Below are 13481 nucleotides of genomic sequence, written 5' to 3'. Positions count from 1 at the left end.
GGCATCCGGTCCTCGTCTGCGGCGGGTCAGGCCCGCGCGGCGACCTCGCGTGCCCCGGCGGCCGTGGCGGTCGCGTCGGTCATGATCGCGCGGACGGCGTCGCGGCCCGCGCGGTTGGCTCCGACCGTCGACTGCGACGGGCCGTAGCCGATGAGGAAGAGCCGCGGCTCGTCGACCGACCGCCCGTTCGCGACCCGGATGCCGCCGGCGGCGGTCCGCAGGCTCAGCGGTGCCAGGTGGGGGATGTCGGCTCGGAATCCCGTCGCCCACAGGATCGCGTCGGCGCCCTCCAGACGGCCATCCGGCATGCGCACGCCGGTCGGCTCGATCCGCTCGAACATCGGATGCCGCACGAGCACGCCGCGCCGCTGCGCCGACTCCGCCCAGCGATTCCAGTGCAGGCCGGTGACCGAGATGACGCTGCCGGGAGGAAGCCCCTGCCGCACGCGCTCCTCGACCCCCGCGATGGCGGCGATGCGCGCGGCGGTGTCGAACCCGCCGGCATCCCACCGCAGCTCGTCGCGCGTCACCCAGAAGGTGTCGGCGACGCGGGAGATCTCGTCGAGCAGCTGGATGGCCGAGATCCCGGCGCCCACGATGACGACCCGCTGCCCGGCGAACTCGTCGGCCGAGACGTAGTCGTGTACGTGCAGCTGACGGCCGGCGAAGGTCTCGGCTCCCGGGTAGCGGGGCCAGAACGGGCGGCGCCACGTCCCCGTGGCGTTGACGACCCAGCGCGCCGACCACGACCCGGTGCCCGTCACCACGCGCAGACGACCGCGCGGATCGGCGTCTTCGCGTTCGACGCGCCGCACCTCCACGGGGCGATGCACGCGGAGATCGAAGCGGCGCTCGTAGTCGTCGAAGTAGGCCGGAAGCACGGTGCGTGCCGGAGCCCGCGGATCGGCCGGCGGCACGGCGAATCCCGGCAGCTCGTGGATGCCGTTCACGGTCTCCATCCGCAGTGATTCCCACCGGTGCCGCCAGGCGCCGCCGGGGGCCTCCTCGGCGTCGAGCACGACGAACGTTCGCACGAGCGCATCGGAGGGTGCGTCTCCGGGGGCGACCGGGACGAACCCGCGACGCCGCAGATGGTAGGCGGCGGAGAGTCCAGCCTGCCCTGCGCCGATCACGACGACGTCGACCCGGGCGGCTTCCATGTCCGGTGCAACCGCGCGCGGGCGCGCGCTGTTCCCGCGGTGGCGGATGCCGACAGGGCCGGTGTCAGCGGTACGCCGTAGTCTGTCTGGGTGACCACCGCCCTTTACCGCCGCTACCGTCCCGAAGCGTTCGGCGAGATGATCGGCCAGTCGCAGGTGACCGAACCCCTGATGACGGCGCTCCGCTCCGACCGCGTCGGTCACGCGTACCTCTTCTCCGGTCCCCGCGGCTGCGGCAAGACCACCTCGGCCCGCATCCTCGCGCGCTGCCTCAACTGCGCGCAGGGACCCACAGACACCCCGTGCGGCACCTGCGACAGCTGTGTCGAGCTGAGCCGTGGCGGCGGTGGATCGCTCGACGTCGTCGAGATCGATGCGGCATCCCACAACGGTGTCGACGATGCTCGCGACCTGCGCGAGCGCGCCGTCTTCGCGCCGGCTCGCGACCGCTTCAAGATCTTCATCCTCGACGAGGCGCACATGGTCACGGCTCAGGGCTTCAACGCCCTGCTGAAGCTCGTCGAGGAGCCGCCGGCCCACGTGAAGTTCATCTTCGCGACGACCGAGCCCGAGAAGGTCATCGGCACGATCCGCTCGCGCACCCACCACTATCCGTTCCGTCTCGTCGCGCCCGCGGCGATGCTCGACTACGTGGAGCAGCTCTGCGCCCAGGAGGGCGTGCAGGTCGAAGCCGGTGTCCTCCCGCTCGTCGTGCGTGCCGGGGGAGGGTCGCCGCGCGACACGCTGTCGCTGCTCGACCAGCTGATCGCCGGCTCCGACGACGGTGCGGTCGCGTACGAGCGCGCCGTCGCCCTGCTCGGCTACACCCACGCCGAGCTGCTCGACGAGGTCGTCGGGGCGTTCGGCGCCGTCGACGCTGGGGCGGCCTTCGCGGCCGTCGACCGCGTCATCCAGACGGGCCAGGACCCGCGGCGCTTCGTCGACGACCTGCTCGAGCGCCTCCGCGATCTCATCATCGTCTCGGCGACCGGCCAGGGCGCGTCCGCCGTGCTGCGCGGCGTGTCCGCCGAAGAGCTCGAACGGATGGGACGCCAGGCCGCGCTCTTCGGCACCGACCGTCTCTCGCGCACGGCCGATCTCGTCGTGACCGCGCTCGACGAGATGTCGGGGGCCACATCACCACGGCTGCAGCTCGAGCTGCTGGTCGCGCGCGTGCTCGCCGCGGCCCAGCACGGCGTTCCCGCAGCCGATCAGGCGCCGGTCGCCGCGGCCCCCGCGTCGCATGCCTCGTCGCCCGCGTCCGCGCCCGCAGCCCCGCCACGCATCGTCACCCCCGCTCCGGCGCAGGTTCCGGCCTCCGCGCAGCCCGACCGTGCAGCGGCCTCGCCCGCTCCCGCGGCACAGCCGTCCGCGCCGGCGGCCGGCGCTGCGGCGGCCGCATCCGGCTCGGCGGCCGCGGCCCCGGCGGAACCGCGCGATCCGTCGACCGTGACGCTCGCGCAGATGCGCGACGCCTGGCCCGAGGTGCTGCAGCGTCTCGAGACGATCAGCCGCACCTCGTGGATGATCGCCTCCGTCGCCTCGCCCGTCGCCTTCTCCGAGACCGGCGTGCTCACCCTCTCGTTCCAGAGCCAGTCCGACGTCCTGCAGTTCAAGAAGCTCAACGCCGGCAAGGGCCCGAGCGAAGACCTGCGCGGCGCGATCCTCGGCGTTCTCGGGGTGCGAGTGAAGTACGTCGCTCGTCACGATTCCGACCCCGGCGGCGGACCGGCCCCGGGCGGGCCCACACCTCCGCCTGCCGGCGGGCAGCCCGGCGGCGCTCCCCGGCAGCAGCCCTCCACGGATCAGCGGCAGCCGGTGCAGGCGCCCTCGTCGCAGCAGACTCCGGGCGGTCAGCGGGCCACGGGTGCCCCCTCGGCGCCGGCGGGCGGCCGCCCGACCGCAACCGCGTCACCCTCCGGCTCCTCCTCCTACGCCGCCCCCGTCACGGAGTGGGCGGTTGCACCGATTCCGCAGGGCGACCCGGCGCCGCAGTTCGCGGTGGACGACGAGCCCGAGGATGCCGTCGCGGCGCCCGTGCGCACGCTCACGGCCCCCCACGACGGTGACGTCGACCCGTACCCCGAGCCTCTGCCGCCCATCGACGAGGAGGACCGCGACTACCCGCCGCCGCCCGTCGACGACTACGCGCCGCTGCCCCCGCGGGCGCCGGTCGCCGTCGAGCGGCCCGCGGCCGCGCCTCCGACCGCAGACCGGAACGGCTCCGGTCCCGAACGGCCCGCTGCCGCCCCGGTTGCCGCGCCGTCGAACGGTCGAGCGAACGCGGCGCCCGCGCGGGGCGGGATCGAGCGATACGGCGAGGCGGTCGTGCGCCAGATGCTCGGTGCCACCTTCGTCCGCGAAGAACCCTTCACCTCACCCACGAGATTCGGCTAAGCCATGTACGACGGCATCGTCCAGGACCTCATCGACGAATTCGGCCGCCTGCCCGGCATCGGACCGAAGTCGGCGCAGCGCATCGCGTTCCACATCCTGCAGACCCCGACCTTCGACGTCTCGAAGCTCTCGCACCTGCTCGGCGAGCTGCGCGAACGCGTGCGGTTCTGCGATATCTGCGGCAACGTGTCCGAGCAGGACCGCTGCGCGATCTGCCGCGACCCGCGGCGCGACGGCACGTTCATCTGCGTCGTCGAGGACGCCAAGGACGTCGCCGCGATCGAGCGCACCCGTGAGTTCCGGGGCCTCTACCACGTGCTCGGCGGAGCGATCAGCCCCATCGGCGGCGTCGGCCCCGACGACCTCCGCATCGCGCAGCTCATGCAGCGCCTCGCCGACGGCACCGTGCAGGAGGTCATTCTCGCCACGAACCCGAACCTCGAGGGCGAGGCGACGGCGACCTACCTCAGCCGCCTCCTGACGACCCTCGAGATCCGGGTCACGCGCCTGGCATCGGGCCTTCCCGTCGGGGGCGACCTCGAATACGCCGACGAGGTCACGCTGGGCCGGGCGTTCGAGGGACGCCGCCAGCTCTGACGGCATCCCTCGAGGCCGGGTCAGGCCCGCTGGTCTGCGAGACCCACGACGTCGAGCAGCCAGGCGAGCTCGAAGGCGCGTTCGCGCCACGAGTTGTACCGGCCGCTCACGCCGCCGTGACCGGCGACCATCTCGCACTTCAGCAGCGCGTCGACACCGACCTCGCGCAGGCGGGCGACCCACTTGGCGGGCTCGACGTACATCACGCGGGTGTCGTTGAGCGAGGTGACCGCGAGGATGCGCGGGTACGTCGCGTCCTCGCGGACGTTCTCGTACGGCGAGTACGACTTCATGTACGCGTACACCTCGGGGTCGTGCAGGGGATCGCCCCATTCGTCCCATTCGATGACCGTCAGCGGCAGCGAGGGATCGAGGATCGTCGTGAGCGCGTCGACGAAGGGCACCGCGGCGAGGATCCCGGCGAACAGTTCGGGGGCGAGGTTGGCCACGGCGCCCATGAGCAGTCCGCCCGCTGATCCGCCCTCGGCGGTCATCCGGTCGGGCGAGGTGTAGCCGCTCTCGACGAGGTGGCGCGCGACGGCGACGAAGTCGGTGAAGGTGTTGCGCTTGTGCAGCAGCTTCCCGTCTTCGTACCAGTGCCGCCCCATCTCGCCGCCACCGCGCACGTGCGCGACGGCGAAGACGACGCCGCGGTCGAGGAGCGACAGGCGCGCCACTGACATGGCCGGGTCTATCGAGTGCTCGTATGAGCCGTAGCCGTACAGGTGCAGGGCGCGGGGCTGCCCGCTCGCCCCGTCCGCGGGGTCTCCGAACGACCGCTTCCAGACGACCGAGACCGGGATGCGCGTTCCGTCATCGGCCGTCGCCCACACCCGTCGCTGCTCGTAGTCCGCGGGGTCGTAGCCGCCCAGCACCGGCTGGCGCTTGCGCAGCAGCAGGTCTCCGGTCGCGACGACGTAGTCGTAGACGGTGCCGGGGGTGACGAATGAGCCGTAGCCGAGACGCAGGACGGGCGGCGCCCACTCGGGGTTGCCGCCGGAGCCCACCGTGTAGAGGGGTTCGTCGAACTCGAGCTCGGTGACCGAGCCCGAGGCGTAGTCGAAGATGCCGAGACGCTGCAGCCCGTCGCGCCGGTAGCCGAGCAGCGCCCAGTCGCGGAACGTCGAGAGGCCCTCCAGACGGCGTCCCGGCTGGTGGGGGAGCACGACCTCGCGCGCACCCGTCGGGTCTTCGGCCGAGACCCGCACGAGCTCGAAGTCGAGCGCGTCGTCGTTGTGCAGGACGTAGAGCACATCCGCGCCGTCGACGATCGCGTGCGAGACGGAGTACTCCACGCCCTCACGGCGAGGCCACACCGAGCGCGGCTCCGCCCGCAGGTCGTCGGCCGGCACGAGGAACTCCTCGCTCGTGATCGACGAGCCGACCTCGATCACCAGATACCGGTCGCTGCGCGTGAAGCCGGCACCCACCCAGTACCGTTCGTCGGGCTCGTGGAAGAGGCGTTCGTCGGAGGCCGTGTCGGTGCCGATCTCGTGCAGCCAGACCGAGTCGGGTCGCCAGGCGTCGTCGACGGTGGAATAGACGACGAACCGGCCGTCCGGTGACAGCGAGGCTCCGGCGAAGGTGCCGGCGATCTCATCGGCGAGGTTCTCGCCGCTGGCGATGTCGCGCAGGCGAAGGGTGTACCGCTCGTCGCCCTCGGTATCGACGCCGTACAGCAGCAGGGAACCGTCGGTGGAGACCTCGAAGCTGCCCAGCGAGAAGAACTCCGCTCCTTCGGCCTCGACGTTGCCGTCGAGCAGCACCTGCTCGCCGGGGACGTCGACGCCGGGTTCGAGCTGCGGGGGAGTCCAGTCATCGGGTGAGGCCAGGGGAGCGCGGCAGTGGATGCCGTACTGGCTGCCCTCGACCGTGCGGCTGTAGTACCACCAGTCGCCGCGGCGGCTCGGAACGGACAGGTCGGTCTCGAGGGTGCGCCCCTTGATCTCCTCGAAGATCCGCTCGCGCAGCCCGCTCAGGTGCTCCGTGCGGGCGTCGGTGTACGCGTTCTCGGCCTCGAGGTGCGCGACGACCTCGCCGGCTTCCTTCTCGCGCAGCCACTCGTAGCGATCGACGAACTCGTCGTCGTGGTGCGTACGGCGGTGCTCGCGCACAGCTGCAACGGGGGCCGCCGGCGCGTCGGAGGGGGACGGAGTGGGGATGTCGCGGGTGTCGGTCACCGTTCCACGCTAGCGCCGCGGCCGCCTGATCCGGCCGCTCGGATTCACGGTGACGGCGATGGTGTGGCAGGATTCGATGGTCCGGTTGCCGGACCCTGAACAGACGGTGAACTCTTCGTTCGCGCCCGCCGCTGCCGCGGCATCCCGACCCGTACTCGAGGACCCGCGTTCGCGGGCCCGCACGCACAGAGAGCGCACAGTGGAAACCGCTGTACTCATTCTTCTGCTGGTCATCGGACTGGCACTCTTCTTCGACTTCACCAACGGCTTCCACGACACCGCCAACGCGATGGCGACGCCGATCGCGACGGGGGCCCTGAAACCGAAGGTCGCCGTCCTCCTGGCCGCCGGCCTCAACCTCGTCGGAGCCTTCCTGTCCACGGAGGTCGCCAAGACCGTCTCGCACGGCATCATTCACGAGGATCAGCTCGCCGCCACCGCGCTGCTGCCGCTGATCTTCGCGGGGTTGATCGGCGCCATCACGTGGAACATGCTCACCTGGCTGCTCGGCCTCCCGTCGAGCTCGTCGCACGCCCTCTTCGGCGGCCTCATCGGCGCGACCCTCGTGGGCGTCGGCGCGATGGCCATCGACTTCGGCGTCGTGCTGAGCAAGATCATCCTCCCGGCGCTGATCGCCCCCGTCACGGCCGGCCTCATCGCCTTCACGGTCACGAAGGTCGCCTACGCCGTGACCCGTCGCCACGACGGAAAGCCGGACGGCCGCGACGGGTTCCGCTGGGGCCAGATCTTCACGTCGTCGCTCGTCGCGCTCGCCCACGGTACGAACGACGCTCAGAAGACGATGGGCGTCATCACGCTCGCCCTCATCGCGGCCGGCTGGCAGAGCGCCGAGCACGCCGAACCGCAGCTGTGGGTCATCGTGGCGTGCGCCGTCACGATCGCGCTGGGCACCTACATGGGCGGATGGCGCATCATCCGCACCCTCGGCAAGGGGCTCACTGACGTCAAGCCCGCGCAGGGCTTCTCGGCCGAGGCGTCGACGGCGTCGACGATCCTCGCCTCGAGCGCGCTCGGCTTCGCGCTGTCGACGACGCAGGTCGCATCCGGCTCGGTGATCGGCTCCGGACTCGGACGCCGCGGCTCGACGGTCCGCTGGGGCACGGTCGGCCGCATCGCCGTCGGCTGGCTGCTGACGCTCCCCGCGTCGGGCGCGGTCGGCGCCGTGGCGGCGCTCCTGGTCGTGTGGCTCGGCCCGGTGGGCATCGTCGTCGACGCGATCGCCGCCGTCGCGATCGTGCTGGCGCTGTTCCTCCGCTCGCGCCGCAACGAGGTGCACGCGGGCAACGCCATGAGCGAGGTCGCCGACTCCGGCCTGGCCGTCGACGTGCCCTCCGATCCGCCGCCCACCCGGCGGCAGCGGCGCGCGAAGGCGGCGGCCGCGGCGAAGAGCTCGGGCTCGGAGCAGACGGAGGGCGAGCGATGAACGTCTCGATCGACTGGTTCGCCTTCGTCCAGGTGTTCGCGGCGGCCATCACGGGCGCCGTGCTCGTCGTCGGCTTCTACGCACTCGGGCTCCGGATGCTGGTGCGCGCGGGCCGGGTGCCGGTGGTGACTCCCGCGGAGTTCACCGACGCGATCGCCGTCATCAGCGAGAAGCAGGCGCGCCGTCACGCGAAGGCAGCGGCCAAGGCGGCGAAGAAGAATCCGCTGACGGCGGGGCAGAAGAGGATCGCGCTCGTCACGGCCTACGGCGCCTTCGCCCTGTGCGGTCTCGCCGTCCTCGGCGGCATCGTCCTCATCGTGGCGGGACGGTAGGACCCCCGGCATAGGCTGTGGCCATGACCTCAGCAGTGCCGTCGGACGGTTCCACGCAGCCCCGCGACCGCGCGGCATCCGTGCGTTTCGGGCGTCACGAGCCCGCGGCGCACGTCCTCGTCCATGTCAGCGACACCCACCTGCTGGCGGGCGGGGCCGCGCTCGGCGGGCGCTACGACGTCGAGGCCAACCTCGACGCCACGCTCGCGGCGATCGAGCGCACCGGCGTCCGACCCGACGCGCTGGTCTTCACCGGCGACCTGACCGACCTCGGCGAGCCGGACGCCTACCGCCGCCTCCGCGACGCGGTCGAGCCCGTCGCGGACCGCTTGGGTGCACCGGTCGTGTGGGTGGCCGGCAACCACGACGAGCGCGACGCGATGCGCGTGGGGCTGTTCGGCGGGCCCCCGACGCAGGAACCGCTGACCGGGGTCTGGGATCTGGCGGGCCTGCGCCTGATCGCCCTCGACTCCACGGTGCCCGGCTGGCACCACGGTGAGATCGACGCGCGTCAGCGCGACTGGCTGCGCGAGATCCTCGCGGAGCCCGCGCCCCACGGCACGATGCTCGCGATGCATCACCCGCCGCTGCCCAGCCACGTGCCCTTCTTCGACATCCTCGAGCTGCGCGACCAGGACTCCCTCGCCGAGACCATCGCGGGAACGGACGTGCGCGGCATCCTCGCGGGTCACCTGCATTACTCCACGTCCGGCACCTTCGCGGGGATTCCCGTCTCCGTCAGCTCCGCCACGTGTTACACGATGAACCTCCAGCGCCCGCCGCAGGCGGTCAACGGCATGGACGCCGGCCAGGCGTTCCAGCTCGTGCACGTCTACGACGAGGTGATCACCCACACCGTCGTGCCCGTCGTCGAGGCTCCGACCGGCGAGTACTTCTCCGCCGAATGGGTCGCCGACATGGCGCGGTTGTCGCCGCAGGAGCGTCTCGAGGCGTTTTCGCGCAAGCGCTGACTAGGCTGGGACCGTCCCTCCCATCGCCGTGAGACCCACAAGGACCAGCGCATGATGTCGTCCACTCCCGCCACCCGCACCGAGACCGATTCGCTCGGCCCGCTCGAGATTCCCGCCGACGCCTACTGGGGCGTGCACACCGCTCGTGCCCTCGAGAACTTCCCGATCTCGCAGCGGCCGATCTCCGTCTATCGCGACCTCGTCCGGGCCCTGGCGATGGTCAAGCAGGCGTCGGCGCGCGCGAACCGCGAGATCGGGGTGCTCGATGCCGAGCGCGCGGACCTGATCGACCGTGCCGCTCAGCTCGTCATCGACGGCGAGTACCACGACCAGTTCGTCGTCGGCGTCGTTCAGGGCGGTGCCGGCACCTCGACGAACATGAACGCGAACGAGGTCATCACCAACATCGCCCTCGAGCTCGCGGGGCGTCCCAAGGGCGACTACGCGTTCCTGTCGCCGATCGACCACACGAACCGCAGCCAGTCCACGAACGACGTCTACCCGACGGCGATCAAGGTCGGGCTCGCCCTCGACCTGGAGGGGCTGCTCGACGAGCTGGCGCTGCTGCGCGAATCGTTCCTCACGAAGGCCGTCGAGTTCCACGACGTCCTCAAGGTCGGTCGCACGCAGCTCCAGGACGCCGTCCCGATGACGCTCGGGCAGGAGTTCCACGGCTTCGCGACGACGCTGGGGGAGGATCACTCCCGCCTCGGCGAGAACGCCTCGCTGCTCTACGAGATCAACATGGGCGCGACCGCCATCGGCACCGGCATCACGACCCATCCCGAGTACCGCCCCGCTGTCGTGCGCCATCTGCGCGAGATCACCGGCCTCGATCTGTCGAGCGCCGTCGACCTCGTCGAGTCGACCAGCGACACCGGCTCGTTCATGTCGTTCTCGTCGTCGCTGAAGCGCAACGCGATCAAGCTGTCGAAGATCAGCAACGACCTGCGGCTGCTCTCGAGCGGACCCCAGGCCGGCTTCGGTGAGATCAATCTGCCGGCCCGGCAGGCGGGGTCGAGCATCATGCCCGGCAAGGTCAACCCGGTGATCCCCGAGGTCGTCAACCAGGTCGCCTTCGCGGTGGCCGGCGCCGACCTGACGGTGACGATGGCGGTCGAGGGCGGTCAGCTGCAGCTCAACGCCTTCGAGCCGATCATCGCGCACTCCATCTTCCAGTCGATCACCTGGATGCGGCGGGCGATGCGGACGCTCCGCGTCAACTGCGTCGACGGCATCACGGCGAACCGCGAGCGCCTCGGGGCCATGGTCGGGTCCTCGGTCGGTGTCGTGACGGCTCTGACGCCCTTCATCGGCTACGCCGCGGCAGCGGCCCTGGCCAAGACCGCGCTGCTGACGCACCGCAACGTGGGCGATCTCGTCGTCGAGGCGGGGCTGATGTCGCGCGAAGAGGTCGACAAGCAGCTCTCGCCCGCGCGCCTGTCGGGTCTGCAGGCCGTGACGGCGGCCATCCCGATCGTCCTCGCCGACGCCGAGGAGAGCGTCTCGGGCTGACAAGGCTTTGTGCCGCGGGGCCCGCTGTCGATAACGTCGAGGCTGTTCATCGCTTTCCGACCGACCGGGGGATCCCATGACCGACCCGAACAACCCGTCCGCGCCGCAGCCTCCGGCCTACCAGCCGCCGGCGTACCCGACGTCGTCTTCCGACGCGTCGTACCAGAACCCGAACGCCCCTGTGCCGGGAAAGACCCTCGGCATCGTCGCGTTCATCCTCGCGCTGGTTCCCGTCGGGCTGCAGCTCGTCGGTCTCATCCTCGGAATCGTGGCGCTCGTCCAGAGCAAGAAGGCGGGCCGTAAGAACGGCCTCGCTCTCGCCGCGATCATCATCAGCGCCGTCTTCATGGTGATCGGTGTGGTCGTCGCGATCGTCCTGTTCTCGGTCTTCGGCAACGCGGCGAACGAGATCTATCAGACCTGCGTGGTCGAGGGCGCCGACACCGTGACGGTGTGGGGCCAGACGCAGTCCTGCTCCTCCGTGCGGTAGTTCGCGTCCCGAAGAGCCCCCGCGGACATTGTCCGCGGGGGCTCTTCGTCTGCCCACCTCAGGAGTCGCTCGGGACGTTTGCGCCCGCGTAGTCAAAGCGCTTAAACTCGACGCCAGCGCAACGGTTAAGCGCTTTGATCGCCGCGGCGATCCCGCGATTCAAGGAGGAAGACGTGAAGTTCAAGACAGTGGCAGGCGGCATCGCCACCCTCGCTGCGGTGTCGCTCATCCTGACCGGCTGCGGCCGTGCAGACGAGTCGGCGGCCGGGCCCGCAGAGGTCACGACGATCGATGACAGCCCGGCCACGGGCACGATCAGCGTGTGGGCGATGGGTGCGGAGGGCGAGGCCCTGCCGGAGTTCGTCAAGGAGTTCCAGGAAGCCAACCCCGACGTGAAGATCGACGTCACCGCCATTCCGTGGGACGCGGCGCACAACAAGTTCCAGACGGCGATCGCGGGTGGGAACACCCCCGACGTCGCCATGGTCGGCTCGACGTGGATGGCGGATTTCGGCGACGCGTTCGCCACCGTCCCGGCCGAGATCGCGACCGACGGCTTCTTCCCCGGCGCCCTCAGCACCACGGAGTTCGACGACCGCGCCGCCGGTGTGCCGTGGTACGTCGATACGCGCGTGCTGTACTACCGCACCGACCTCGCGCAGCAGGCCGGCTGGTCCCAGGCTCCGACGACGTGGGACGAGCTGCAGCAGCTCGCCGCCGACATGAAGGAGAAGGCGGGCGCCGAGTACGGCATCCGGATGCCCGGCGGCAACGACTCGTTCCAGGGCGCCATGTGGATGCCGTGGTCCGCCGGTGCCGAGCTCACCGACGGTGACGCCTGGACCCTCGACACCCCCGAGATGACGAAGGGGCTGGAGTACTACAAGAGCTTCTTCGACAAGGGGCTCGCCGACGCGAACGCCGACATCTCCGCCGGCGCGACAGAGGCGGAGTTCGTGGCCGGAACCACGCCGATGGTCGTCGAGGGGCCGTTCCTGCGCGGTCAGCTCGAGCTGCTCGGAGGTGCGGACTTCGCCTCGAAGTACGCGACGGCCGTCCTGCCCGCCGACACCGGGTCGGTGTCCTTCAGCGGCGGCGCGAACCTCGTCGTGTTCAACCAGAGCAAGAACGCCGAGTCGGCGTGGAAGCTCGTCCGCTGGCTCAGCGAGCCGGAGACTCAGGCGGCGTTCTACGAGACGACGGGTGACCTGCCCGCTCTCCAGGCCGCGTGGGATGCGCCCGCCCTTGCCGACGACGCGAGCCTGACGACCTTCGGTGAGCAGCTGCAGACCGCCAAGGCCCCGCCCGTGACGACCAGCTGGGTGCAGGTGGCCGCCAAGGGCGACCAGGCCCTCGAGCAGCTGCGTCGCGGCGGAGCGGATGTTCCCGCGGTGCTGCAGAAGCTGCAGGCCGACGCCGACGCGATCGGACTCGAGTGACCTCGATGTCCACCACCACCCTCCCCGCGGCCGGAGCCGACTCCGGCCGCGGGGCCTCCCGCCCCGACGGGCTGCACGCACGGCTGCGCAAGCGTCAGGCACTCATCGCCTGGGCGTTCTGCCTGCCCTTCGTCGCCGTGTTCGCCGTCTTCATGCTCTTCCCGATCGTCGGGTCGTTCGCGATGTCGTTCACCGACTTCACCGCTCGCGACATCACCTCGCCGTTCGCGGTGAACTTCGTTTGGCTCGACCAGTTCGCGACGCTCTTCGGGGACCCGCGCTTCATCACGTCCCTCGGGGTCACCGCAGTCTTCGTCGTGGTCGGCATCCCCGTGACGATGGTGCTGGCGCTCGCCCTCGCGCTCGCCCTCAACAGCGGCGGCGGCCGCATCGTCGCGTTCTTCCGGGTGGGTTTCTACGCGCCGGTGGTCACGAGCATCGTCGCGGTCGCGGTCGTCTGGCGCTACATCCTCCAGCCGGACGGCCTCCTCAACTCGGCCCTCGCGCTCGTCGGCATCGACGGCCCGAACTGGCTCAACGACCCCGCCTTCGCCCTGCCCTCGCTCATCATGATGGCGGTGTGGCGCAACGTCGGCACGCTCATGGTGATCTTCCTCGCGGGCCTGCAGGCCGTTCCGCAGGACGTCAACGAGGCGGCGACGATGGACGGCGCGTCATCGTGGCGGCGTCTGATCTCGGTCACCCTGCCGCTGCTGCGCCCCACGATCCTCCTCGGGGCGGTCCTCATCTCCGTCGGCTACCTGCAGTTCTTCGAGGAGGCGTTCGTCATGACCAAGGGCGGGCCGCTCGACTCGACCCTGTCCGTGGCGTACTACACCTTCCAGCAGTTCGGCTTCGGCGAGTACGGACTGGCCTCTGCCGCCAGCTACGTCCTGTTCCTGGCCATCGCCCTGCTGAGCCTGCTCCAGTTCCGACTGCTCCGTTCGAAGGACTGA

The 13481-nt window shown here is 70.7% G+C and carries 11 protein-coding genes; 9 read left to right on the top strand and 2 right to left on the bottom strand.

Annotated features, from left to right (window positions below; all coding sequences use genetic code 11):
* Window positions 1–26 precede the first annotated feature (26 nt).
* A complete protein-coding gene (locus tag O1W71_RS04945; protein WP_269266716.1) occupies window positions 27–1160 on the bottom strand; it encodes an NAD(P)-binding domain-containing protein in 1134 nt (377 codons plus the stop codon).
* Window positions 1161–1250: 90 nt separating this feature from the next.
* Here O1W71_RS04945 and O1W71_RS04940 point away from each other — a divergent pair, with 90 nt between their 5' ends.
* Window positions 1251–3557, top strand: a complete 2307-nt coding sequence (locus O1W71_RS04940) for a DNA polymerase III subunit gamma and tau (protein WP_269266715.1) — start codon at window positions 1251–1253, stop codon at window positions 3555–3557.
* 3 nt (window positions 3558–3560) lie between these two features.
* Window positions 3561–4154, top strand: coding sequence for a recombination mediator RecR (gene recR, locus O1W71_RS04935; RefSeq protein WP_112613685.1), 594 nt, complete (start codon window positions 3561–3563; stop codon window positions 4152–4154).
* 20 nt (window positions 4155–4174) lie between these two features.
* Here recR and O1W71_RS04930 read toward each other — a convergent pair whose 3' ends face one another.
* Window positions 4175–6334 carry a S9 family peptidase gene (locus O1W71_RS04930; protein ID WP_442923805.1) on the bottom strand — a complete coding sequence of 720 codons (2160 nt, stop codon included), beginning with the start codon at window positions 6332–6334 and terminating at the stop codon, window positions 4175–4177.
* Window positions 6335–6533: 199 nt separating this feature from the next.
* Between O1W71_RS04930 and O1W71_RS04925 the strand changes: the two genes are divergently transcribed.
* From O1W71_RS04925 to O1W71_RS04895, 7 genes are all read left to right on the top strand, one after another.
* Window positions 6534–7778, top strand: a complete 1245-nt coding sequence (locus O1W71_RS04925) for an inorganic phosphate transporter (RefSeq protein WP_269266714.1) — start codon at window positions 6534–6536, stop codon at window positions 7776–7778.
* Window positions 7775–8110: a peptidase gene (locus O1W71_RS04920; protein ID WP_112613687.1), complete on the top strand. Its 336-nt coding sequence runs from the start codon at window positions 7775–7777 to the stop codon at window positions 8108–8110. The genes O1W71_RS04925 and O1W71_RS04920 overlap by 4 nt, the downstream gene beginning before the upstream one ends.
* A 23-nt stretch (window positions 8111–8133) precedes the next feature.
* Window positions 8134–9081: a phosphodiesterase gene (locus O1W71_RS04915; protein ID WP_269266713.1), complete on the top strand. Its 948-nt coding sequence runs from the start codon at window positions 8134–8136 to the stop codon at window positions 9079–9081.
* A gap of 54 nt (window positions 9082–9135) precedes the next feature.
* On the top strand, window positions 9136–10596 hold the full coding sequence (locus tag O1W71_RS04910) for an aspartate ammonia-lyase (RefSeq protein ID WP_269266797.1): 1461 nt from the start codon (window positions 9136–9138) through the stop codon (window positions 10594–10596).
* A 76-nt stretch (window positions 10597–10672) separates the two neighbouring features.
* A complete protein-coding gene (locus O1W71_RS04905) occupies window positions 10673–11086 on the top strand; it encodes a DUF4190 domain-containing protein (RefSeq protein ID WP_112613691.1) in 414 nt (137 codons plus the stop codon).
* Between the two features lie 173 nt (window positions 11087–11259).
* Window positions 11260–12525: a sugar ABC transporter substrate-binding protein gene (locus O1W71_RS04900; RefSeq protein ID WP_269266712.1), complete on the top strand. Its 1266-nt coding sequence runs from the start codon at window positions 11260–11262 to the stop codon at window positions 12523–12525.
* A gap of 5 nt (window positions 12526–12530) precedes the next feature.
* The gene (locus O1W71_RS04895) at window positions 12531–13481 is read left to right on the top strand and encodes a carbohydrate ABC transporter permease (RefSeq protein WP_112615035.1); all 951 of its coding nucleotides are present in this window, start codon (window positions 12531–12533) and stop codon (window positions 13479–13481) included.

The sequence above is a fragment of the Microbacterium sp. H37-C3 genome (genome assembly GCF_027157935.1).
In the GTDB taxonomy this organism is placed as follows: domain Bacteria; phylum Actinomycetota; class Actinomycetes; order Actinomycetales; family Microbacteriaceae; genus Microbacterium; species Microbacterium plantarum.
The sequence above is the reverse complement of the archived record's forward strand: the minus strand, read 5'-3'. Positions and strand labels throughout refer to the sequence as shown.

Excerpts from the sequence above, each read along its gene's own strand:
- O1W71_RS04945 (WP_269266716.1), bottom strand. The coding sequence starts at position 1,160 with ATGGAAGCCGCCCGGGTCGACGTCGTCGTGATCGGCGCAGGGCAGGCT.
- recR (WP_112613685.1), top strand. The coding sequence starts at position 3,561 with ATGTACGACGGCATCGTCCAGGACCTCATCGACGAATTCGGCCGCCTG.
- O1W71_RS04920 (WP_112613687.1), top strand. The coding sequence starts at position 7,775 with ATGAACGTCTCGATCGACTGGTTCGCCTTCGTCCAGGTGTTCGCGGCG.
- O1W71_RS04915 (WP_269266713.1), top strand. The coding sequence starts at position 8,134 with ATGACCTCAGCAGTGCCGTCGGACGGTTCCACGCAGCCCCGCGACCGC.
- O1W71_RS04910 (WP_269266797.1), top strand. The coding sequence starts at position 9,136 with ATGTCGTCCACTCCCGCCACCCGCACCGAGACCGATTCGCTCGGCCCG.
- O1W71_RS04905 (WP_112613691.1), top strand. The coding sequence starts at position 10,673 with ATGACCGACCCGAACAACCCGTCCGCGCCGCAGCCTCCGGCCTACCAG.
- O1W71_RS04895 (WP_112615035.1), top strand. The coding sequence starts at position 12,531 with ATGTCCACCACCACCCTCCCCGCGGCCGGAGCCGACTCCGGCCGCGGG.